Source organism: Saccharibacillus endophyticus (assembly GCF_013185185.1).
Taxonomy (GTDB): domain Bacteria; phylum Bacillota; class Bacilli; order Paenibacillales; family Paenibacillaceae; genus Saccharibacillus; species Saccharibacillus endophyticus.
Genome location: NZ_JAAZWE010000002.1, coordinates 367,808 through 389,488, shown reverse-complemented (window position 1 = coordinate 389,488; position 21,681 = coordinate 367,808). Strand labels below are relative to the sequence as shown.

The 21,681-nt window shown below is 44.6% G+C and carries 23 protein-coding genes and 1 pseudogene; 20 read left to right on the top strand and 4 right to left on the bottom strand.

Translation table 11 applies throughout. The annotated features are described in order from the left end of the window. Positions 1 to 6 precede the first annotated feature (6 nt). From HRQ63_RS07710 to HRQ63_RS07615, 20 genes and pseudogenes are all read left to right on the top strand, one after another. Positions 7 to 828: a DUF92 domain-containing protein gene (locus HRQ63_RS07710; protein ID WP_172241521.1), complete on the top strand. Its 822-nt coding sequence runs from the start codon at positions 7 to 9 to the stop codon at positions 826 to 828. Then, positions 825 to 1,400, top strand: coding sequence for a TetR/AcrR family transcriptional regulator (locus HRQ63_RS07705; RefSeq protein ID WP_172241519.1), 576 nt, complete (start codon positions 825 to 827; stop codon positions 1,398 to 1,400). Before HRQ63_RS07710 ends, HRQ63_RS07705 begins: the two co-directional genes overlap by 4 nt. 89 nt (positions 1,401 to 1,489) lie before the next feature. After that, entirely contained in the window at positions 1,490 to 3,466 is a 1,977-nt protein-coding gene (locus HRQ63_RS07700) for an ABC-F family ATP-binding cassette domain-containing protein (protein WP_172241516.1), read from the top strand. Positions 3,467 to 3,898: 432 nt separating this feature from the next. Next, entirely contained in the window at positions 3,899 to 4,138 is a 240-nt protein-coding gene (locus tag HRQ63_RS07695) for a hypothetical protein (protein ID WP_172241513.1), read from the top strand. After that, complete coding sequence (locus tag HRQ63_RS07690; RefSeq protein WP_172241510.1) at positions 4,129 to 4,344, top strand: hypothetical protein; 216 nt, start codon at positions 4,129 to 4,131, stop codon at positions 4,342 to 4,344. Before HRQ63_RS07695 ends, HRQ63_RS07690 begins: the two co-directional genes overlap by 10 nt. Positions 4,345 to 4,483: 139 nt before the next feature. Continuing rightward, positions 4,484 to 5,053: a hypothetical protein gene (locus tag HRQ63_RS07685; RefSeq protein ID WP_172241507.1), complete on the top strand. Its 570-nt coding sequence runs from the start codon at positions 4,484 to 4,486 to the stop codon at positions 5,051 to 5,053. A 410-nt stretch (positions 5,054 to 5,463) separates the two neighbouring features. Then, positions 5,464 to 6,792 (top strand): protein kinase domain-containing protein, encoded by a 1,329-nt coding sequence (locus tag HRQ63_RS07680; RefSeq protein ID WP_172241504.1) that lies wholly within the window; start codon positions 5,464 to 5,466, stop codon positions 6,790 to 6,792. 228 nt (positions 6,793 to 7,020) lie between these two features. Beyond that, complete coding sequence (locus HRQ63_RS07675; protein ID WP_229714272.1) at positions 7,021 to 8,556, top strand: RNA-directed DNA polymerase; 1,536 nt, start codon at positions 7,021 to 7,023, stop codon at positions 8,554 to 8,556. Positions 8,557 to 8,797: 241 nt separating this feature from the next. Further along, entirely contained in the window at positions 8,798 to 9,514 is a 717-nt protein-coding gene (locus HRQ63_RS07670; protein ID WP_172241501.1) for a hypothetical protein, read from the top strand. A gap of 88 nt (positions 9,515 to 9,602) precedes the next feature. Continuing rightward, positions 9,603 to 10,502, top strand: a complete 900-nt coding sequence (locus HRQ63_RS07665) for a hypothetical protein (protein WP_172241498.1) — start codon at positions 9,603 to 9,605, stop codon at positions 10,500 to 10,502. Between the two features lie 146 nt (positions 10,503 to 10,648). Continuing rightward, positions 10,649 to 11,050 carry a DUF4279 domain-containing protein gene (locus HRQ63_RS07660; RefSeq protein ID WP_172241495.1) on the top strand — a complete coding sequence of 134 codons (402 nt, stop codon included), beginning with the start codon at positions 10,649 to 10,651 and terminating at the stop codon, positions 11,048 to 11,050. 186 nt (positions 11,051 to 11,236) lie between these two features. Beyond that, positions 11,237 to 11,788, top strand: coding sequence for a hypothetical protein (locus tag HRQ63_RS07655; RefSeq protein ID WP_172241492.1), 552 nt, complete (start codon positions 11,237 to 11,239; stop codon positions 11,786 to 11,788). Between the two features lie 32 nt (positions 11,789 to 11,820). After that, positions 11,821 to 12,352: pseudogene (locus tag HRQ63_RS07650) on the top strand (GNAT family N-acetyltransferase). Positions 12,353 to 12,388: 36 nt separating this feature from the next. Further along, positions 12,389 to 12,661, top strand: coding sequence for a hypothetical protein (locus tag HRQ63_RS07645; RefSeq protein WP_172241489.1), 273 nt, complete (start codon positions 12,389 to 12,391; stop codon positions 12,659 to 12,661). 154 nt (positions 12,662 to 12,815) lie between these two features. After that, a complete protein-coding gene (locus tag HRQ63_RS07640) occupies positions 12,816 to 13,727 on the top strand; it encodes an HNH endonuclease (protein WP_172241486.1) in 912 nt (303 codons plus the stop codon). A 27-nt stretch (positions 13,728 to 13,754) separates the two neighbouring features. After that, entirely contained in the window at positions 13,755 to 14,264 is a 510-nt protein-coding gene (locus HRQ63_RS07635; protein ID WP_172241483.1) for a tetratricopeptide repeat protein, read from the top strand. Positions 14,265 to 14,402: 138 nt separating this feature from the next. Beyond that, complete coding sequence (locus HRQ63_RS07630; protein WP_172241480.1) at positions 14,403 to 14,966, top strand: hypothetical protein; 564 nt, start codon at positions 14,403 to 14,405, stop codon at positions 14,964 to 14,966. Between the two features lie 191 nt (positions 14,967 to 15,157). Further along, entirely contained in the window at positions 15,158 to 15,703 is a 546-nt protein-coding gene (locus HRQ63_RS07625) for a DinB family protein (RefSeq protein ID WP_229714271.1), read from the top strand. Continuing rightward, positions 15,700 to 16,383, top strand: a complete 684-nt coding sequence (locus tag HRQ63_RS07620) for an ATP-binding protein (RefSeq protein ID WP_172241477.1) — start codon at positions 15,700 to 15,702, stop codon at positions 16,381 to 16,383. The genes HRQ63_RS07625 and HRQ63_RS07620 overlap by 4 nt, the downstream gene beginning before the upstream one ends. Further along, complete coding sequence (locus tag HRQ63_RS07615) at positions 16,364 to 16,939, top strand: helicase (RefSeq protein ID WP_229714270.1); 576 nt, start codon at positions 16,364 to 16,366, stop codon at positions 16,937 to 16,939. Before HRQ63_RS07620 ends, HRQ63_RS07615 begins: the two co-directional genes overlap by 20 nt. A gap of 156 nt (positions 16,940 to 17,095) precedes the next feature. Here HRQ63_RS07615 and HRQ63_RS07610 read toward each other — a convergent pair whose 3' ends face one another. From HRQ63_RS07610 to pepF, 4 genes are all read right to left on the bottom strand, one after another. Next, entirely contained in the window at positions 17,096 to 17,998 is a 903-nt protein-coding gene (locus tag HRQ63_RS07610; protein ID WP_216673876.1) for a phosphodiester glycosidase family protein, read from the bottom strand. Then, entirely contained in the window at positions 17,985 to 19,022 is a 1,038-nt protein-coding gene (locus HRQ63_RS07605) for a M42 family metallopeptidase (protein ID WP_172241474.1), read from the bottom strand. Before HRQ63_RS07605 ends, HRQ63_RS07610 begins: the two co-directional genes overlap by 14 nt. A 346-nt stretch (positions 19,023 to 19,368) precedes the next feature. Next, positions 19,369 to 19,785 (bottom strand): LapA family protein, encoded by a 417-nt coding sequence (locus tag HRQ63_RS07600; protein WP_172241471.1) that lies wholly within the window; start codon positions 19,783 to 19,785, stop codon positions 19,369 to 19,371. Positions 19,786 to 19,870: 85 nt separating this feature from the next. Beyond that, a complete protein-coding gene (gene pepF, locus HRQ63_RS07595; RefSeq protein WP_172241468.1) occupies positions 19,871 to 21,673 on the bottom strand; it encodes an oligoendopeptidase F in 1,803 nt (600 codons plus the stop codon). Positions 21,674 to 21,681: the final 8 nt, after the last annotated feature.

The following is a 21,681-nucleotide window of genomic DNA, read 5'->3' as shown; positions in this document are numbered from 1 at the left end:
CATCAAGTGGATTGGATCATCGGAGCGGTCGGCGCCTGCCTCGTAGCGGGCGCCGCTTACGCCAAACGATCGTTGTCGGCATCCGGCGCGATCGCGGCGATTATTATGGGCACGATTTATTACGGGGCGGGCGATTTGTTCTGGTTTGGCCTACTGCTGCTCTTCTTTATCACATCGAGCGTATTGTCCAAGGTCAAGCAGGCCGAGAAGCGTCAAGCCGAGCAAATGTACGAAAAAAGCGGTCGGCGCGACGCGGTGCAGGTGCTCGCCAACGGCGGGATCGGCATGGTGCTGTGTCTCGGTAACTATATCTGGCCTTCTCCGCTCTGGTTCGGCGCGTTCGTCGGCGTGATGGCGACCGTGACCGCGGACACTTGGGCAACCGAATGGGGCAGCCTGAGCAAAAGCCCGCCGCGCTCGATCGTGACGTGGAAGCCGCTGCCTGCGGGGACGTCCGGAGGCGTGTCGCTTCGCGGCAGCGCGGCTGCGGTCGTCGGCGCGGGCATGATCGGAACTGCGGCGCTCGTATTGCTGCTCTGGACGAAAAGCGGGCCGGATTGGCCGTGGTGGGCATGGATTCCCGCGGGAGCGCTGGGCGGAACCGTCGGCGCTTTCGTCGATTCGTACCTGGGCGCGACGGTGCAAGTGATGTACCGCTGCCCGGTATGCGGGAAAAGCGTCGAAAGCCGCACGCATTGCGGAGCGGCGACCACGCGTTATCGCGGATGGTCTTTCATGAATAACGATGCGGTAAACCTGCTGTCCTCGGTCGCGGGCGGCGGGCTGGCATTGACGATTATGGTTTTGGCAGGGAGGTGGTTCGGATGAGCGGAGCGCAGCGGGAAAAGCATGAAGCGATTCTGGACTCGGCCTTTGAGATTTTCGGTCAAAAAGGGTTCTATGAAACCAAAATTTCGGATATTACCGAGCATGCCGGAATCGCTAAAGGGACGATGTATTTATATTTTAAAAGCAAAGAAGAACTGTTTATCGCGGTGACCCGGCGGGATTGGGAGACTTTTTTACGCAATCTGAGTTACCGGGTGAAGCAGGCGGACGGGCTGCTGCCCAAGCTGCGTCAGGTCGCCGAGCATCATTTGGAGTATTATTACGAGCGGAAATCGCACGGCAAAATCTTTTTCCATGCGCCCAACAACGACTCCGAGCTGATGAAAATGATGCACGGATTCCTGACCCGCTATATGGCGATCGTAAAAGACGTGCTGGAAGAAGCGGGCATGCCCGATCCGGACTTTTACGCCAAAGCGTTTATCGGGATGCTGGATCGCTTGAAAATGGACATTCTGTTCGAAGGCGAGTTCACGCGCGAAGAATTGGAGCTGCGGGTGGATCAGACCGTGCGATTGTTCCTGCGCGGAAGCGAGCGGGAATTGAACTGAGATTTTGGAGGACGAACGGGCTTCCGCAGGCAGCGGGGTCCGTTTTTTTATAGAAAAAGAGCGTGAGCATGAAAGGGGACTGAACGGCGATGAATATCATGACCGTTGAACGTATATCCAAAAGCTATGGGGAAAAGGTGCTGTTCGACGAAGCTTCGTTCGGCATGGAAGATCAGGACAAGATCGGCGTCGTCGGCGTGAACGGCACGGGCAAATCGACGTTCCTGAAAGTGATCGCGGGCATCGAGCAGCCGGATTCGGGTCAGGTGGTCAAAGGCAGCGGCATGCGGATTCGTTACTTGGCGCAGAATCCGGATTTCGATCCGGAATTGACGGTGCTCCAGCAGCTTCTGCACGGCGAAGGCGACGAGCTGGCGGCAGCGCGCGCTTACAGCGAAACGGCGTTGAAGCTGGAACAGGAGCCGGATTCGCATGAGCTTCAGCAGAGTCTGCTCAAAGCCGGACAAGAGCTGGATCGGCTGAACGCATGGAGCATCGAAAGCGAAGCCAAAAGCGTATTGTCCAAGCTGGGCCTGGATACGTTTGACGTGAAAATGGGGACGTTATCCGGCGGTCAGCGCAAACGCGTCGCGTTGGCGGCGGCGTTGGTGCAGCCGTCCGAGCTGCTGATCCTGGACGAGCCGACCAACCATATCGATTCGGAATCGGTGGAATGGCTGGAGACGTATTTGAAAAAACGCCGCGGCGCGCTGCTTATGGTGACGCACGATCGCTACTTCCTGGATCGGGTCGCGGACGTCATGCTGGAACTGGATTACGGAAAAATGCATCGCTATACCGCGAACTATTCCCGTTTCCTTGAACTAAAAGCGGAACGCGAAGAGCGCGAAGCCGCGACCGAAGACAAACGGCAAAACCTGCTGCGCAAAGAGCTGGCCTGGATCCGTCGCGGCGCGAAAGCCCGTTCGACCAAGCAGAAAGCGCGGATCGACCGTTTCGAACAGCTTCAAGACGACAAGCCGCAGCAAAAAGCCGGCGATATGGAAATGGCGACGTTATCCGCGCGTTTGGGCCGCAAAGTGCTCGAACTCGACCACGTCGGCAAGTCGATGGCCGGACGCCTGCTGATCGACGACTTGACCTACATGACCGTCCCGGGCGACCGGATCGGCATTGTCGGCCCGAACGGACGCGGCAAATCCACCCTGCTCAACCTGATCGCGGGCGACTTGGAACCGGATAGCGGCACCGTGGATAAAGGCTCCACCGTCCGCGTCGGCTACTTCCGCCAAGAAGCCGCCGAGATGGACCCGAGCATGCGGGCGATCGATTATATCAAAGAAGCGGCCGAGACGGTGAAAACGGACGAAGGCACCGTGACCGCGTCGCAGATGCTGGAACGCTTCCTGTTTACGCCGACCGCCCAGTGGACGCCGATCGGCAAGCTGTCCGGCGGCGAGCGTCGTCGCCTGTACCTGCTGCGCATTCTGATCGCCGCGCCGAACGTCCTGCTGCTCGACGAGCCTACCAATGATCTGGATATTCAGACGTTGACGGTGCTGGAAGATTATCTGGACGATTTCCCGGGCGTCATGATTACCGTATCCCACGATCGCTACTTCCTGGATCGGGTGTGCGATAAGCTTTTTGCTTTTGAAGGCGGCGGGAAAGTGGCGATTCATGCGGGGAATTACAGCGAGTATATGGAGCGTACGGGCGGAGGCTCGTTGAAAGATGGGTTTTCAGAAGGCGGGAAAGGGGCTGGCGGGGTAGGTTCGGCGAACGGGTCTTCGGGTGCCGGGAAAAGCAGCGGTGCAGCGAACACGGCTACTGCCGATAACGCTGCTCCCGCTCCTGCCGCGAAAAAAGCGAAGTTCACGTATAACGAACAGCGCGAGTACGACTCGATCGACGAGACGATCGAAGCGGCCGAGAAGAAGATCGAGGACATCGCCGCCGAGATGGAACGCTCAGCCAGCGATTCCGCGAAGCTTCAGGAGCTGATGCAGCAGCAGGCAGCAGCGGAAGCGAAGCTGGAAGAGCTGATGGAGCGTTGGACCTATTTGAATGAGCTGGCGGAGCAGATTGAGGCGGGGAAAGGCTGATTTTCGTCGAGAGTAAGTCGGATAGAGAATACATTTAGGCATAAAGGATCGAGGTCTTGGAATGGTTATCCATCTTAAGACCTCTTTTTGCTGCGAAAATTTATATCCAAATTTCCCTAACGATGCTAAAATGGAAAAAGTAAGCGATTAGGCATTGGGAGAATGTATAGAAGAAAAAGAGGGCCGTGAATAATCGGAAGAGTGCTAGATATACGAAATTCGTGAATAATATAAATGAAATGGTGTAAGCGAAGTTCGTGAATAAGACGTTAAGTGAAATTACTAAAGTCTTATTCACGGAGGCAATTACATATGTTCATTTCAAAAGATTAACAAACAAAAATTAAAAAGCTCAACCAAATTCTCGGAATGAAGCATCGAAGTACCCCTTTCGATTTCAATAAAAAAGAAGATTGGATAGAAGCCATTGAAATGATTACTGCGGAGTATGTAGACTTTTGCGAATACTGGGGTAGATTATCCGATTTGAATTCAAGTTTAGATGAAAGTATTGAGTATTTTTACCCTGCTAGTTGGATAGAAATATCTCAAGAAGGCAGAGCAAGAGATAGTAAATTAAATAACGCAATAAAATCAGTAAGTAAAGCTGAAGATGCCTTGCGAATATTATTGGATAGAGCAGAAGAAAAGTGTAGAAAGATTTGGATTTAGTTTTTGAAAGTGAACAAAAAGCAGTCATAAAAGAATTATTAGGAGAAGAAATAACATGTAGTACACAGGAATTGGAAGGGATTTTTGAAGAAGAAATTTTTGAAATAGCAGCAGAGATCAATTACACAGGAAATGTTCAAAATTCTACAAGAGAGTTTTCAAAAAATTTAAAACAAAGAATCGAATTGAAGAAATTAAAGCAGTAACTTCACTTAACATAATATTCACGCTGCGGACATTCGTCCTTGGTCTGGCGTTCGCCAGACACCCGACATACGTCGAGTCGTGAATACGGGAACGTTAACTGAAATTATTACTGAACAGTAAAATATAGAGGTGAACATAATGGATGAAGAAAATAAATTAATCAAAATTTTCGAAAAAGCTAATACTACATTTTTAAGAAATAATTCTGACTTGCTTTTATCGCAGGTCTCGGAAAGAACTTTATGTGGTGCACTCATGATGCATCTAAGAGATTCTATTCAAGACACCGAGTTCTCAAAGTACAATGTAGATGTTGAATATAATCGTAATAAGAACAGTACAGTGGAAACTAAAATCAAAAGTATACCTGGACCTGGTGGGACCAAAGTCAAAATAAATTGCGATTTGATTTTACATAGCCGTGGTCAAAACTTAAAAAAAGATAATTTGATTGCCATTGAAATGAAAAAGTCTAGTAGATCAAAGAGTGAGAAGGATAGTGACCGAATAAGAATAATGGCTTTAACTCAAGATAGATACGGCGGGGGAAGGTCGCTTGATAATACTGTTTCGTTTGAACATGTCTGTGATTATACATTAGGAATTTATTACGAAGTAAATTATAAAAGAAAAAGTATACTCGTTGAATACTATAGAAAAGGATACATATTTAACAAAAAAGTTCTTCAAAACTGTTGGTCGACTTAAATATAACTCCGGTAGCTAATTCATATGCTTTGAATTTTTTCATAAAGAAGAAAAAACTTCAGTTAACATTATATTCACGCTACGGACATTCGTCCTTGATCCGGCATTCGCCGGATACCCGATATACATCGGGTCGTGAATACAGGAACGTTATGTGAAATTATCCTGATGTGTGTCTTCAAACCTACTAATGTTTAGTTTTTTATTATTATATTCTCTAGGGAATCATACTTAAAACGCATTTTATTTTCCAATTCCATGTCACTACCCCCTTATGTAAACCTTTATAGATAAAAAATGGAAAGAATAAAAATTCGATAATATCTATTTCCATTTAGGTTTGAAGACATGTCTAATTGAAGAATCGTTGCTTTATTGAAAGTACATTTTGTGAAAAAGGAGTAGATGTTATGAATAAAACTGAAAAATACTCTCCATACAAAGTAATTGATAAAAATTTTGCCGCTGGCGGGAATGCAAAAGTTCTTTTAGTCAAAAACGAAAAGGGTGAAAAATATGCATTAAAGAGTATGAAAATGAATTCGGCTGAAGATGTAAGAAAAATAAAGCGATTTTTGAATGAAATTAAGATTGTAGAGAAGTATCAATATAAAATAAAAGGAATAGTACCTATTGTATTTAAATTTATTCCTGAAAAAATAAATGGGGATTTTGAATATACGAAAGATCTTAAAGGAGTAGAAGTTTGGTATGTAATGGAATTAGCTGAACCTGTATCTGAAAGGTTGTCTGACTGTGATGATCTGAAAGAGATTATTGATTGTGTTATATCTTTATCTGAAACATTAGAAGAATTACACAGAAATAAAATCGTTCATAGAGATATTAAACCTAGTAACATTTATTATTATAAAAGTGAATGGGCTTTTGGTGATTTTGGTTTAGTCGCATACCCAGATTTCGAAAATGATGCCTTGACAAAAATAAATGAGAGATTAGGTAACCATGCTACGATTGCTCCAGAAATGAGACGTGCTGGGCAAGTTGAAGATGCTAGACCAGCAGATGTATGGTCGTTAGCTAAGACATTGTGGATGTTACTTACTAAGAATTCAGATTTGTGTTTTGAAGGTACCTACAGTCGTTCTGATAAGGAAATTTCTATAGCTAAATATTGGAAGGAGTGGCCGATCAGTTCTTTACACGATATTCTTGAAATTTCTACTTCTTATGAACCAAAAAGTAGAATTGATATAACAGAATTTTCTACATTATTAAAAGAATACAAAGAAATGATAATGCACAAGGGCCGGATTTTAAGTTATGAAGAATTGAAGTTACGTGAGAGTAAGTCTAAAGATAGAATATATTTTCATAATTCTGCTAATAGCATCATCAGTAGAGATGAAGTGATCAGGGAGCATTATTCACAAGTATGCCAAGAAGCATACTTCATTAAACAAGATCAGGCAGAGGAAGCAACAATTTTAAAATATATAAAGAAAGAATTAGAATTTTTCTATACTAAAAAGTATTTGATTTCTCCTATATTGAGACATTTCAGAAATGAGAACCTTCCTTCAATAAGAATTTATGTTGAATACACAGATTTTATGTATAAATTTGTAACAGCACTTGTTTGTTCAGAAAAAATGATTTCTAGTTTTAATACGCCTTTATTATTGGAAAATTATTATGATTCAAAAGGGGAGGTTGACTATAAAATTATAGATAAGTTTATCCAAATAATAGATCTAAACTCAATGAATTCTGTATAAATGAAAGGTTATTTAATTTGTAATTATTAATGCGCTATGTAGTTTATTATTTTCAAACATAATAGAAATAAGTTCATGTATTAGTATAAAGAAGAATTTAAAGAATAGAGAACTTCACATAACATAATATTCACGCTGCGGGCATACGCCCTTGATCCGGCAGTCGCCGGACACTCGACATGCGTCGAGTCGTGAATACAGGAACGTTATACGACAGAATCAAACAAAATGAGATTTATTAAAATTGAATGGAGATTGATGATGAGATTAACAATATATAATTTGATTAAGTGTGGGTTTTTTTCGGATAATCTACCATCTCAAGTATTTACAAGCATTGAAATAGCAGATTTTCTTAAGGACAATTCATCAATGATAAATTTAAACTCAATAAGTTTGAAATCTAAGAGGATTGAGTCTGCTCCTTGTTTGTTTATTTCAAGTTACAAGAGCGATCTTGAAAGAAGGATTTTAGCTATCCCTCATATAGATTTGTATCTTATGTTATGCGAAGCTATTGAAAAACATAGAAGAGTTATAGAATCTAAGCTTCGCCAAAACCAACATTCGTACTCTAATATCATTGCACCTAATCAAATTATAGGGTACAAGGTATTTTCTAGATTTATGAAAAATTATCATGACCGCACCATTTATTCTGCTGGTTACAAGTATCTTTTGAAAATTGATTTAAGTAAATGTTACGAGAACATCTATACGCATAGTTTAACATGGGCTTTATATGGTAAAGAAAATTCAAAAGATGAACTTAAAAAAAGTCCATCAAAAAGAAATCCAACATACGCAATTTATGATGAGTTTGATAAGTTAGTTAGATCTATAAACAATAACGAAACTAAAGGTATTCCAACAGGCCCTTTAAGTTCTCGAATTGTTTCGGAAATTATTTTAACTTCTATTGACGAAATTTTAAGTAGGAAAGGTCACCACTTCAAGCGTTATGTGGACGATTATAACTTCTATTTTAGAACTGAAAGTGAGATCAATGAGTTTATCCCTCTGTTTCAAAATATACTCTATGATTACAAGCTACATGTTAATACAGAAAAGACACAAATAAGCAAATATCCATATCAGTTGAACCAAGATTTTACTAAGATTTTAAAAGAACATGATTTTTCTAAGGATGGTTACTTGAAGTATATAGAAAAAATGATAGAACTACATCAAGGTAATAAAGGTGTTCTAAAATATGGTTTGAAAATTTTGAGTAGTCACACTATTCCGAATAAGGAGAAGAAACTCGTCTTTTCACACCTTGTTAATATAATCTTATCGTTCCCCAATATGGCTGAATATGTATATGACATAATCTTGAATAATAGTTTCACTTTTGATAGATCAATACAAAAAAATATAAACAACATATTGGCAAGTTGCCTTAATTATAAACACGAACTTGAAACTATATGGTTACTTTGTGTAATGGGCTCTCTTGATATGGAGATTGAAGTCGAGAATCTCGTTAATATTATTGATCATGCAGAACCGTTATCTACGATCATAGCTTTAGACTATGTTCAAAAGAAAGGTTTGAATAGAGAGAATGAAATTAAAATTAGCAAAAATAATTTAAAATCTAAACTGAATAATGAAACTATCTACGGCGATAAGTGGATTCTCATATACGAAATCAATAGAAATCAATGGATTACAGGATTAAAGAAAATTCTAAATCAGAGTAAACTTTTAGAGGAGGCATTAAGTAATAATGTGAGGTTTTATCTTAGCCTCTTTAATTAAATAGTAAACACACTAATACATGCCTCGTTGGAATTTTAATCTGAAAGCCTATCGAATCATATAGAAGATCAATAATAAAATAAGAATATTTGTGCGCTATTCAAAGATGAGATTCCGTCGTATAACATAATATTCACGCTGCGGACATTCGTCCTTGGCCCGGCAGTCGCCGGACACCCGACATACGTCGAGTCGTGAATACAGGAACGTTATACGAAATTTAAAATAAAGGAGAATACAAATGAATATTAAAGAATTACTAACTATCATCATTGCTAGTGTTGCTGCAACTGTGTCAATAATTGCATTAATTAAAACACATTACGATAAATTCAAACCAGTATTCTCTGGTAGAGATATTACTTTTAAAATCAACAAATGGAGAAATGAAAAAGATGATTGGTATCAAATATTCATATTTCTTCCTCTGAAAATTGCAAATTCTAGTAACTCGATTGGTAAAATTGAATCTATGAGAATGAAATTGATTTATGAAAATAAGCTGATGGCTTCAATCTATGAAATTTTCCCTGTAGATTTTGAATTGATACCAGAGAATCATAAAAATTTTTCTTACAAGCTCAAAGGAAATTCTTTAGAAAAAATCATTCAAAATGATTGGCATCCACTAATCCTTAAAAATAAGGATGTAATCGAAACGCATCTTCTTTTTTCAGGCAGATGGAATAAATTACTCAATATTAGTAAATTTAAAGTTCAACTTGAAGTTAAAATGAGCCAAAGACTAGGTTGGAAAAAAGTTGAGGAATGGGATGGAAACTTAAATGCGATATTTTGGAGTGAATTAATACATAAAGATACAGCAGTAGATTTCCAAAGGTCATATATTACTGTATCACCTAAAGATAAGCGAAATAAGAAAAAGGCTCATAAAATGTTTGAGGAAGATTTTGAGATTCGTCAAATAAATATACCACCTTCAATCTCAGATAAATAAGGTTTGAGAAGTGTAATGGAAGTGCGTTTAGGTAAACCTAAACTTCGTCTAAAAGACGTTAGACGACAGAATCTAAAAGGAGAATGGAATGAAAGAGTATTACTACGAAAAATTTAAGTGGTTTAGTTTGATATTTTCTATTGTACTAAGTTGTATGATTACGGTTACAACCTTCAATCCATCAGAATATTTAGATAATGAATATGTTCGTGGTTCATTAATTTGTTCCTTTATGGTTTTCATTTTTGTCATTGCATTTTTTGTTTTTAAATATCTTGTTGTATATCCAAGTACATCTGTACGCTTTAGATTTTTTAATGTAATTATTGATTTAGGTCTTATTTACTTTTCGTTTTCGCTAATATCTATAAATTCAATTCAATTTCATATTAATTGGATCGAAGATATTGGATATACTTTTTTGTTGATAGAGTTCTTTGGGATGCTTTTATTCAGTCTGATTTTTTTATATTATAATTTCTTTATGGTAATGAATAAATTGCATCCGAAAAAAAATAAATCTCATATTAATTCAAATAGACTTATAAAAATGTTTATTTGTTTTTCTGTATTCACAGTACTATTAGTATCACTTTTTACATATTACGGAATGATGTTCGATGGAATTATTGGCGATAAGTTGTTGCAATTTATTGATGAGCAAAAAGACGAAGTTGATCCTGGATTTTGGGAACGTTTTTATTTTCATTTTGTAATATATATGGGGTTAGGCAGTAGTGACCTGATTGCTGTTGATCCTATAATGAAGATAATTGTTGTATTAGAATTGATGGTAAGTTTCATTAATACTACATTATTTTTAGTTATTATTTTAGATAAAAACATCAATTTTGTGCCATTACCAAAATCGAAAAATGAGAAGTTATTTAAACAACTATTTTTCGTAATTTTTTTAATCATCGTGACAACTACAATATTAGTATACATTTTCAATCATTTGAAACCAGCTTGGGCAAGTTCAATGTAGTAGATTCCGTCGTCTAACATAATATTCATGCTGCGGACATACGTCCTGGGTCCGGCATACGCCAGACACTCGACAGTCATCGGGTCGTGAATACAGGAACGTTAAGTGAAATCCTGCTAAACATATAATTCGAGGAGTAACTCAGGATGGAAAGAACGAATGTAAAAGTTGAATTCAGTATATTTGGAGAACAATTTGACCCGAAAATTCTGACCCAAACACTTTTAATTACTCCTACAAGAACATGGTTTAAAGGCGATCCGATACGAAGAGATCTAGTTCGTAAGGAAACATGTTGGGAACTATCCACAGACTATGAAGAGTCTTTAGATATCAATGATCAAATCAATAAGGTTAAAGCTTTAATTCAGGATCAAAAAGATAAAGTCGTACAGTTAATTAAACAAAACAATCTTGAATGTAAATTTGAAGTCGTCATTAATATTGAGAACAATATAAAGCCTGCCATGTATCTAAATAAAGACACAATAAAGTTTATTTATGATCTGGGGGCGGAAATTGATTTTGACTTATACCTTTATAGTTAAGACCTGATGCGAGAAGACTCAAAGAAGAGCAGGGCATCAGCTAACATAATATTCACGCTGCAAACATTTTTCCTTAGCCCGGCATTCTCTGGACACCCGACATACATCGAGTCGTGAATACAGGAACGTTAACTGAAATCAATGAGGAACTACTATAAAGCCTACTCACTTCCAGAAAGGATGAACATGTACAAATTAATAACTGTATTGATTTTGGTGGTTTTACTAGGCTGTTCGGATCATACACGTAAGAACCTCGAACAAGATAAGCCAATAAATGATAATCCTTTGAAAGGGGAGCTAAATGAAGTGTATACCTACAAAGCTATTTCTGAAGATTTAACATTAGGATTCTCGAAGTTTCTTGATCCCGGCATTTATGAAGGTGAAGAAAGTGCGAGGTTTAGAGGATCGCTTCTTGCTTTGTTTGGCGAACCGTTATATCAATCAGATAATGCTGAAGATGCCTACCACTATGTAATTGAAGTAAGCGATGATACAAGTAAATGGCATTTTATGGTTTATGATGGTCCTTCAGGGCCTGCAATCGGTTACGATCAGAAGGAAAATCAACCCAATGCAATAGAGTCCGCAAAAGTTTTGTTAGAAAAAATTAGAGAAGCACCGCCTTCTGATTTTAATGAAATCATCTATTACGAAGACTTTGGCTCAAAAATTACCTATGGATGTAAGAATGGAGAATGTTTTTACAAAGAAGAAAATGAAGAAAGTCACTAGAATCTGAAGGCATTTCATAGAGGACATCAAATATGAATAATTTAAAATTAGTTAAACCTCGATTAGAACTAAAATAATGAGTACTTATCTTTTTATCAAGAATGGAAAGAATCAGGTGAGGACATGGTTCCTTGGGTCATTAGTAAAGATCCAAGCGATTTCCAAGGAATGTTGAAATCGCTATCGGATAGTGAGAAGGGGATCGGACTGCCAGAGGGATGGGTGTCAGATTCAACATTTTGGCTGGTGAATGATTACGATAGAGTATTGGGTGCAGTTAATATCAGACATCGGCTTACCGAACAGTTGTTTAATGCGGGTGGTCATATCGGTTACGGCATCCGTCCATCTGAACGTCAAAAAGGTCTCGCGACAATTCTGTTAAAACTTTCTCTTATTGAGGCAAAGAAACTAGGTGTCAAAGATGTTTTAGTGGTCTGTGATGCGAGCAACATAGGGTCTGAAAAAACAATTGTCAAAAACGGCGGGAAGCCGGATTCTGATTTCATTGAAGAGGATGGCAACGTCATTAAGAGATATTGGATAAAGAGTGTGTGTGAGTAGTTCGAATTAAATTCAACTGAAAGAGAGTGGATCATAATGGCTTATGCAATCCATATTCAAAGAAAAGACGAAGACAACCCGATCACGATACAAGAGTGGAAAAGTTATATCGAGAAGGATGCGGAACTAGAAGAGACCGATCATATCGAAGTCGAACTTCCGAATGGAATGACGATGGGGATGTCGGGAGAAGGAATGGCGGTCTGGAAAAAGAAGATTGAAGATGAAGAAATTAAAGTCACGTTTACTTTTAGAGAGGGAGAAGTATCAGCTCGTTATTCAAATGATGATCAAATTGAAAAAATGTAGGCTATCGCGAGTAAGCTGGATTCAATTGTAGTAGGGGACGAAGGTGAAGAGTACTGATCGTTGAGGAGACCGATAATGGAAAATAATCTTTAATTTCCGAAGAACGAATCTTGCAAAAGAAAATATAAATGCCAAATCGAGAGGAACGAAAAGGATGGAATTTCTACTAGTCATATTGGCCGCTTTCGTCGCTTATCAAATCTACGTCATGGTCTACTTCAAAAGCGAAAAGTTCAACACCCTAAAACGAAGCGTGGAAGCCTACACCGCGAACTGCAACGACCTCAATCATCACATCCAAGAACTCAAGAACGCCTATGTCGACATCAACTCTTACGATTACGGCAAAAGCACACTGCAAGACAACAGCAACTACAACTTCAAACGAACCGAGTGGAACAAAAACATCAAAAACCGATACGTACATAATTGCTCGGCAACGGTATGTAAAAACGCGAACGATCAGCCGTTTAAATACCTTTGCAAATATTTCGATATCAAGGTCACAGAAGCATCCCTTTCGAGTTTCGAAGCCGTGCTTAACGATTTCGACGCTGCCGAACAAGGCAAAGTGCTGTTAAAACAAGAACACGATTCCATCGTCGAAAATATCAAAAACTCGATTCCGGCCATGATCTACAGATTCAATAAAGAAAAGCTAAAAAGAAAGCTAGGCTTTGAACAGATCGACTTTAGCACCTTATATTTCCCGGTCTATACGTTCCAATATGTTTCCGCCGGCGGCAACAGTTCGGCTAAATGCGACATTACATTGGACATCGATAATTTGAACCGGTTTGTAGGTTACTTGAGTACGCTGGTCAAATTCAAAAAAAGTGTTGCAGGCCAAAGAGCGTTAATGACTTCGGCTTTGCGGGAAAAAATCAAGATACGCGATCATTATGCTTGTCAGAGCTGCGGCATCTCGGCTTATGACACGAAGCATTTATTGCTGGAGATCGATCATATGATTCCTTTGTCAAAAGGCGGAGAAACGACCGAAAGCAACCTGCAAACGCTATGCTGGAAGTGTAATCGAACGAAAGGTGCCAAAATCATTGCTTAAAACATTCCGAACAAGAAAGGCACACCCATGAATAGAGAACTTTTAGACAAAGCTATACAACTTCGCGAAGAAGGACGGGCCAAGCAGGATCAGGCGATGCTTGCCGAAGTGCGGGCCATGCTGTTGGATTTGGCAGCCGCTTATCCGGAGGACGCCGAGATCAACTACCAGACCGCCGTCGCTCACGACAACTCCGGCATGGGACGGGACGCGATTCCTTTTTACGTGCAAGCGATCGATCAAGGGCTGGCCGGAGCGGATCTGGAAAGAGCGCTGCTCGGCTTGGGCAGCACGTACCGTTATTTGGGCTTTTACGAGGAGGCGGAGAAGACGCTGCGCCGAGGCGTGAAAGAGTTTCCGCATCATCGAGGGCTTCAAGCGTTTTTGGCACTGGCCCTTTACAATACGGGCAAACACCAAGAATCGACCGAGCTTTTGCTGACGAATCTGTTGGAAACAACCTCGGACGAAAAGCTTCAGTATTTCAGCAGACCGCTCGCCTACTATGCGTCCCATTTGGATGAAGTCGGCGAATGAGCATCAGCTTTCAAATCTTATGCAAACGTCGAGTCGGTTATCGGCGTTTTTTTGTTGGGCAACTTTCATCGTTTCTTTTGCGTTAGATAATCAAACCATCTTTGATCATCCAACCGCTTCATTCCAAGGAGGATAACGATGAACCTAAGCCGAATCCGGATATGCCTGTTAGCGATGATCCTGACCATGACGACCGCTTGCGGATCTTCTTCCGATCATCCGAAAACCGGTATCGATCCCGCAGACATTCAGGCATACAGCCGTATCGTCAAGCAGGTGTATTACGATGTGCCTTTTTCCCAAGACGGAACCTTTTACACGGATTCGCAATCGGGCAAGATCATAGTCGGAATCAAACAAGACAATGATCGTACCCGCAAGCTTAAACATGAACTTCGACAAAATCTTCTGGATCAAGTCGAATTCATTGAAGTGACGTATTCGCGAGCCGATCTGAACAAAGTGTTCGAGAAAATCCAATCCAAGCAGCAGGACATCGAAGAAGCAGGCATCCAAATGACGCATCTAGGCATACAGGTCTCCGAGCAAAAGGTCAATTTCGTGTTCAACGCATTCGATCAACAAAAACTCAAAACCGAAAAAAAAGTCCAAACCTTCATGGAACAATTCGTCGCCAAACAAGAAAAGGCAATGCTGAACGTCACGTACGAACCGGGAATGACAAGCGAAGTAGGCGGGTAACCCTTTACGTCATTCGCAAAAAGATGTTTCCCGGGACTTATAGCCATGATGAAAAATAATCGGGTTTAGCCGCATTTCCGAGCAATCGATTTGTCGCACCGAGCCGTCCTATTTCAGAAGGAATATTAATATTCGGATAAACGATTCGTATGCGAATACAAGATTAAAAAAGACCCAAAAGGATGACGCTGATGAAACGCTACGACTTGAATCCTGCACCCGGCATGACTCCCGTGATCGGCCTGCTGCATGCCACCATTGATTACAATTACCGCAGGCTTCTTCGGCTGGTGCAAGGAACGGAAGACTTGATCGACTACAAAGGCACCGATGCCGATCTCAACAGTATCGCTCAGCTTCTGCGTCATATGGCGGTCGTGGACATGCATTGGGCGTATCGGCTGCAAAGCAGGGAAGTTCCGGGCGAAGTGCTGCAAAAGTTCGGCCCCATGTACGACGAAGAAGGCAAACTGCCAGCCGTCAAAGATGTGCCGCTGCAAATCCTGCTTGCCGAATACGACGACGTACAGCGGCAGTTGAAGCAAGTTTGCGCACGGTTAGTCGATTCCGATCTGGAAAAGACCGTTCCGTTCGAAAACGGAAATACCGCGTCGATCCGTTGGGCGATCTGGCATATTGCGGATCATAGTCGGCATCATTACGCGAACATCGCCCATCTGAAAAAAGTTCATGCATCGCATTCGATTCATCATAACGGAAGGAGGGAAGCCAAGTGACCATTATCAGCATCGAAGGCGCCAGCGCCGCAGGAAAAACGACGACTTCCGCCGCACTGGCCGCTCAAACCGGAGGTTTTCATATCCCCGAAGTCGCCATGTGGTGGGAAAAGCCGCAGCGCGAATATCCGGAATGGTTTTTCGAACGGCAGGCGGATCGGTGGAAGATCGCGACCGAAAAAGAAGGCGACGGTCTCGCCGTGATCGATATCGATCTGTTTCAGCCGTTTTGGTACAACTGGTCGTTCGGCTTCACGTTGTTCGACGGGCAGTCGCTGGACTTCGTCGCCGACTTTTACCGCCCGCTGATTGAGCAGCGCAAGCTGGGCTTTCCCGATCGGTATTTCATTTTGCATACTGTAGAAGAGCAATTAAGACAACGCAAAGCCGGCGACGTCACGCGAATGAGAAGAGGCTTCGAGATGAACCTGACGTTTATCGAGCCGCAGAAAAGGTATTTCGAAGCGCTGAACGCATTCATGCCCGGACTGGTAACATTTGTTCGCTCGGACCGGATCGAAGAAAATGTACGGATCATCGAGAGCGAGCTGCCTGGCATGCAAACCAACCATCGCTATTCGCTTGAATTATTCGATTACATGGTGGAATGGTTGAAGCGGCATCCTGTAACGCAGTTTTTACAAGAGGAGGAAAAAACTCGTGACGGAGCAGAAAAATGAAAACAATCTCGACGGATCGGTGATCGAGAGAGCCGTAGACATCGGAGGTTTCTCCAAAGCAGAACTGCTTCAAAAGTTACGAGAAAAGCATATTTTGTTGAACGCATACGCGGAAACATTATTTGCCGACGAACGATTTACAACCTCGAACGTTCGCTGTACGGTGGTGATCGTCGAATTGTCTGTCGGAGATCTCGGGTTTCCCGAAGGAGCGACGCTTCTACAGGTATTTGAAAAAGCGGCTCAACTTAATTGGACGTTATGCCCACTGGAACTGGCTCCTCATTTACGGATACAGTACACTGAGCAAATAGACAGCAGCTCGGCAAGCATGCCAAGTCAAAACAAAGCGCCTGAAGGGTCGATCACGATCGCCTCTAAGCCATTGACCGACAATCATGAGTTTCCGAAAGGTTTTTACTTGAGAAGTATCGAGGGGAAGTTGTGGTTACGAGGATACCGCTGCGACTTTGAGCATGTTTGGCAGGCCAAAGATCGGTTTGTTTTCGTAAAGAACAAAGGAAGAAGCCATTCTGTAGGGGAAGCGAGTACTTGACCAACAATGAAATAGCGAAGAACAGACCGAAATTCGTCAGCTGTTTAAATGCTGCTTATGTTGATCCAATCGGAGAAAAAAGAACCTTCGCCGTCTAAAAGCAAGCGCATCGCGCGTGACTTAAAAGAAGGGAAGGCTCTTTTTAATAAAATAAGCTTACTGATTTGCTGAGGACACCCCGATCATCTGCACCACCATCCGGCCATCCCCGGTCAGCACCGCTTCGTCTGCATTCATCTGCGACGAACCGTCCCCGTCCAAGAAAATGCCTTCGCGCCCTTCGCCGGGAACGCCCGCGAGCAGCGCCGAACGGAACTCCGCAGCCGTGATCGGCTCCGGCGCCACGATCAACCACAGCTGCCCGGCGTCATTATACACAAGCCCAGAGCGCATCCGCCGATCTTCGGCAAAAGGCAAATGTTCGCGAGCGCTCTGCTTTTCCCAGCCTGCGTCGTCCGCAAGGTTCAAACTCACGCCGCCTTGAGCAAAATAGTTTCCGCGATCGCTCACCCGAAGCTCGTCGGCGGACGAAACGACTTGTACCGAAAACTTCTTCGCCGCTCCATCCCATACCAGCGTGCCCCGTGCATATTTGGCGTTGAACCAACCCGATCCGTAATCGCCGCGTTTTCCGTTAACAGGCTTATCGTCCATGACCGCAATCGACAACAGCGTATCTTCGTAAAAGAACCCGCCGTTGATCCCGTAAGCCGGAATCTGCCGCAGCGTAAGCTTGTCCGCCCGCAGCTCGATATTCTCCGGCGCGACGGCTATCATATGCAGCTTCGGCAGCCCGTCGGTTTCCGCTTCCGCATACGTATAACGATGAGGCAGTCCGTCGAACACTTCCGCAGGCTTGGACGGAACAAGCAGCAGCCACGCGGCGAGCGCAGCCGAACAAGCCAAAAGAGCGGCTGCGCCGATAACCCACCGCTTGCGCGCCTTCCGTCGGCTCGACTCACCCGCACCGCTAACAGTTCCCGAACCGGAAAAAGCTTCGACAACCGTCGAAGCTTTTTCCGAGACCTTTTCGCTTTTTCCCTTCTTATCCTTGAACATAAGCACAGAGCAGCCGAGCCGTCCCGATGACCGCCCGCGTATGCGTCCGCTCCATCGAGTGCGAGGCGTGCACGCCCGGTCCGATCAACGCCGCCCGGATATTGCTTCCGCCGCGCAGCGCCGCCGAGGCGTCGGAGCCGTAGAACGGATAGATGTCTACTGCATGCTCAATCCCTTGCGCTTCGCATAATTCGATCAGTTTTCCGGTCATATGGTAATCGTACGGACCGGAGGAATCTTTCGCGCAGATCGAGACATCCGTCTCTTTACACGTCAAATCCTCGCCCATGCAGCCCATATCGACCGCAATCAACTCCGCGATGTCAGACGGAATATAAGCCGCGCCGTGACCGACTTCCTCGTAGTTGGAGATCAGCAGCTTCACGTTTTGCTTCGGCTTCCAGCCTTCGCGCTTCGCCGACTCCAGCAGGCCGAACAATGCAGCCACGCTGGCTTTGTCGTCCAAGTGGCGAGATTTGATATACCCGCTATCCGTAACCACCGCGCGAGCGTCGAACGAGATGTAGTCGCCCGTGCGAATGCCCAAGCCTTCCACGTCTTCGCGGGAAGAGACCAGCTCGTCGATCCGGACTTCCATGTGTTCTTCCGAACGTTTGAAATCCCGTGCATCCGCATAGACGTGTACGGAAGGGTGCTGCGTGAGGATGGTGCCCGTGTACGTTTTACCGCCGCGGGTATGGATGATACAGTATTCGTTCTCGATGCTGGACATCGCGAACCCGCCGAGCGACGTGATTTTCAGCGTGCCGTGCGGCGTGATCGAACGGACCATCGCGCCCAGCGTATCCACGTGACCGCTCAGGCCTACCGTGTATGAATCGTTTTCGCCTTCCATACTGATAATCGCGCCGCCTTTTTCGTTAAAGGTCACCGGGAAACCGAGCGATTCCGCTTCTTCGCGGATCATATCGATAATATGATGCGTATAGCCCGTGGGACTCGGCGTATCCAGCAGTTTTTTTAAAAAGGAAACCACGTATTTTTCGTCAATGTTTACAGTCATAATCGGCAAGCCTCCAGTAAGATAAAAATCAAGTGAGTCAAATCAAACTTTGCATAGATCATGCGAATCAGAAAAAGTGTGCAAAAGGTCAACAATTAGGCGGTAACCGTCGGTCACTTGCTTCGAGCCGAGTAAATATTCCGCTCATCCTTAAACCCTATGTTGCACTCCACTTTCTATTGTAATCGATCGCGAGCGCCGACAAAACCTTTCCGTAGCTTCGAGACCGAGAAAAAAACCGCGCGCTGTAAAAGCGGCGGTTTTCGTACAAAGCCATCGGCAGGTCCTCGCGATCGGTTGGATCTACGGTCCGTTAGCCTTTTTGAAGAGCCTGCGAACGGCAATCTTACAACTTCTTCAACTTATCCGAACGAAACCCGCGCGACTCGGAACGGGAATCCAGATCATCCGAGATCGGCTCAAGCGGCGTCGGATCGGCGGAGACGGTAGGCTCGTCGTAAGCCGGCGGCGGTGTCGTCGCGGATACGGGAGCCGAAGCAGGCGCGGAAGACTGCGTGCGCAGCTGATCGTTTTCCGCGCGCAGGCGTTTGACTTCGCGCCGCGTTTTGATCAAGCGGTAAAGGCCGAACATGCCGACCGCCAGACCGCCGAACAGCGCGCTACCGAGAATCAGCAGAACAAGCGGCACGTCCGCGTAACCGAACAAGAAGTTGACTTCGACGGGATTGACGTTGATCACCGCGAAGATGGCGATGATGACCGCGAAGACGAGCATCAAAATCAAAGACCATTGAGCTTTCATAAAATATGGACAACCCCTTTCGCGCTACGTTGCTTATTAGCATCATTAGCCGTTACGGGGAGTTTTGACGCAGGAAGCTTCGCCCTTATTCGGAGAGCTGTTCCATTTGTTCGATCAGCGCTTCGAATACGCTCATCGCTTCGCGAACAGGTTCAGGCGAGGACATGTCCACGCCGGCCTTTTTCAAAATATTGATCGAGTAGTCGCTGCCGCCGCTCTTCAGGAAGCTGAGGTAACGTTCGACCGCAGGCGTGCCTTCTTCCAGAATCTGCTTCGAGAAGCTGGTCGCGGCCGAGAAGCCCGTCGCGTATTTGTATACGTAGAAGCTGTTGTAGAAGTGGGGGATACGTGCCCACTCCATCTCGATATCCTGATCCACGACCATGTCCGGCCCGTGATACTGCACGTTCAGGTCATAGTAGATGCTCGACAGATCCTGCGGCGTGAGCGATTCTCCGGCTTCGGTGCGCGCGTGGATGATCTTCTCGAACTCCGCGAACATCGTCTGACGGAACACCGTCGTGCGGAACTGATCCGCGTAATACGTCAGCAGGTACATTTTTTCTTTCGGATCGGTCGACTTTTTCAGCAGGTAATCCATCAGCAGCGCTTCGTTGGTCGTCGAGGCCACTTCGGCCAGGAAGATCGTATACTGCGCGTCGCGGTACTTCTGCGTCGTGTCCGAATAGTAGGAGTGCAGCGCGTGGCCCATTTCGTGCGCCAGCGTGAACATGCTGTTCAGGTTGTCTTTGTGGTTGAGCAGCACGTAAGGGTGAACGCCGTAAGCGCCCGAACTGTATGCGCCCGTACGTTTGCCTTCGTTCTCGTAAATGTCGATCCAGCCGTCTTTGAAGCTGTCTTCGAGCACTTGGAGATAATCGGCGCCGAGCGGCTGCAGGCCGTCGATCACGGTTTGCTTCGCTTCATCGTACGTGATGTCCATCTTGAACTCGTCCACCAGCGGAGCGAACAGATCGTACATATGCAGCTCGTCCACGCCCATCAGCTTTTTGCGCAGCCGCATGTAGCGGTGCAGGATCGGCAGGCTTTCATGGATCGCGTCGACGAGGTTGTCATACACGGATACCGGAACGTTGTCGCCGTACAGCTTCATTTCCAGCACGGACGGATACTTGCGCGCGCGGGAGTAGAAAATGTTTTTGTTCACGTTGGCCGTCAGCGACGCGCCGATCGTGTTTTTGAGCTTGGCGTACGTGCCGTAGATCGCTTGGAAAGCCTGGCGGCGCACGTCGACGTTCGAGCTTTCCAGGAATTGAATATAGCTGCCGTGCGTCAATTCCACTTCGTTGCCGTTCTCGTCCTTAATGTTCGGGAACTTCAAGTCCGCGTTGTTGAGCATGCCGAAAATGTTCTGCGGCGCCTGCGACAAGTTGCCGACTTGAGCGAGCAGCGCTTCTTCGGCTTGCGACAGCACATGGGCTTTTTCGCGCTTCATTTCCTGCAAAGTGAACCGGTAATCTTTCAGCGACTCGGCTTCGATCAGCTTGTCGAGCTGCGCGTCGTCGAGCGACAAGATTTCCGGCGTGATGAACGACATCGCTTCGCCGGCGTCGACCAGCAGCTTGCGTCCTTTTTGCGTAAGAGCCTGGTAGGTCGGGTTAGCCGTGTCTTGGTCATGGTACAGATGCGTATAGACGTAGAGCTGCTCCAGCTTCAGGGATACCTCATCTTCGAACTTGAAGCATTCGCCGATCGAGGCTTCGTTATTCAACTTGCCGCGGAAATCTTCGAATGTTTTCAACTGGGCTTTGGTTTCTTCGTATGTAGCATCCCAGGCAGCTTGATCCGCGAACAGATCGGCCAGCTTCCATTGGTGCTCGGCAGGGACTTCGCTTCGTTTCGGCAGGGATTTAGGCGTTGTGCTCATAGATAAAG

Excerpts from the sequence above, each read along its gene's own strand:
- HRQ63_RS07700 (WP_172241516.1), top strand. The coding sequence starts at position 1,490 with ATGAATATCATGACCGTTGAACGTATATCCAAAAGCTATGGGGAAAAG.
- HRQ63_RS07660 (WP_172241495.1), top strand. The coding sequence starts at position 10,649 with ATGGAAAGAACGAATGTAAAAGTTGAATTCAGTATATTTGGAGAACAA.
- HRQ63_RS07630 (WP_172241480.1), top strand. The coding sequence starts at position 14,403 with ATGAACCTAAGCCGAATCCGGATATGCCTGTTAGCGATGATCCTGACC.
- HRQ63_RS07670 (WP_172241501.1), top strand. The coding sequence starts at position 8,798 with ATGAATATTAAAGAATTACTAACTATCATCATTGCTAGTGTTGCTGCA.
- HRQ63_RS07665 (WP_172241498.1), top strand. The coding sequence starts at position 9,603 with ATGAAAGAGTATTACTACGAAAAATTTAAGTGGTTTAGTTTGATATTT.
- HRQ63_RS07655 (WP_172241492.1), top strand. The coding sequence starts at position 11,237 with ATGTACAAATTAATAACTGTATTGATTTTGGTGGTTTTACTAGGCTGT.
- pepF (WP_172241468.1), bottom strand. The coding sequence starts at position 21,673 with ATGAGCACAACGCCTAAATCCCTGCCGAAACGAAGCGAAGTCCCTGCC.
- HRQ63_RS07680 (WP_172241504.1), top strand. The coding sequence starts at position 5,464 with ATGAATAAAACTGAAAAATACTCTCCATACAAAGTAATTGATAAAAAT.
- HRQ63_RS07705 (WP_172241519.1), top strand. The coding sequence starts at position 825 with ATGAGCGGAGCGCAGCGGGAAAAGCATGAAGCGATTCTGGACTCGGCC.
- HRQ63_RS07675 (WP_229714272.1), top strand. The coding sequence starts at position 7,021 with ATGAGATTTATTAAAATTGAATGGAGATTGATGATGAGATTAACAATA.
- HRQ63_RS07640 (WP_172241486.1), top strand. The coding sequence starts at position 12,816 with ATGGAATTTCTACTAGTCATATTGGCCGCTTTCGTCGCTTATCAAATC.
- HRQ63_RS07635 (WP_172241483.1), top strand. The coding sequence starts at position 13,755 with ATGAATAGAGAACTTTTAGACAAAGCTATACAACTTCGCGAAGAAGGA.
- HRQ63_RS07645 (WP_172241489.1), top strand. The coding sequence starts at position 12,389 with ATGGCTTATGCAATCCATATTCAAAGAAAAGACGAAGACAACCCGATC.
- HRQ63_RS07610 (WP_216673876.1), bottom strand. The coding sequence starts at position 17,998 with ATGTTCAAGGATAAGAAGGGAAAAAGCGAAAAGGTCTCGGAAAAAGCT.
- HRQ63_RS07625 (WP_229714271.1), top strand. The coding sequence starts at position 15,158 with ATGAAACGCTACGACTTGAATCCTGCACCCGGCATGACTCCCGTGATC.
- HRQ63_RS07695 (WP_172241513.1), top strand. The coding sequence starts at position 3,899 with ATGATTACTGCGGAGTATGTAGACTTTTGCGAATACTGGGGTAGATTA.
- HRQ63_RS07600 (WP_172241471.1), bottom strand. The coding sequence starts at position 19,785 with ATGAAAGCTCAATGGTCTTTGATTTTGATGCTCGTCTTCGCGGTCATC.
- HRQ63_RS07685 (WP_172241507.1), top strand. The coding sequence starts at position 4,484 with ATGGATGAAGAAAATAAATTAATCAAAATTTTCGAAAAAGCTAATACT.
- HRQ63_RS07605 (WP_172241474.1), bottom strand. The coding sequence starts at position 19,022 with ATGACTGTAAACATTGACGAAAAATACGTGGTTTCCTTTTTAAAAAAA.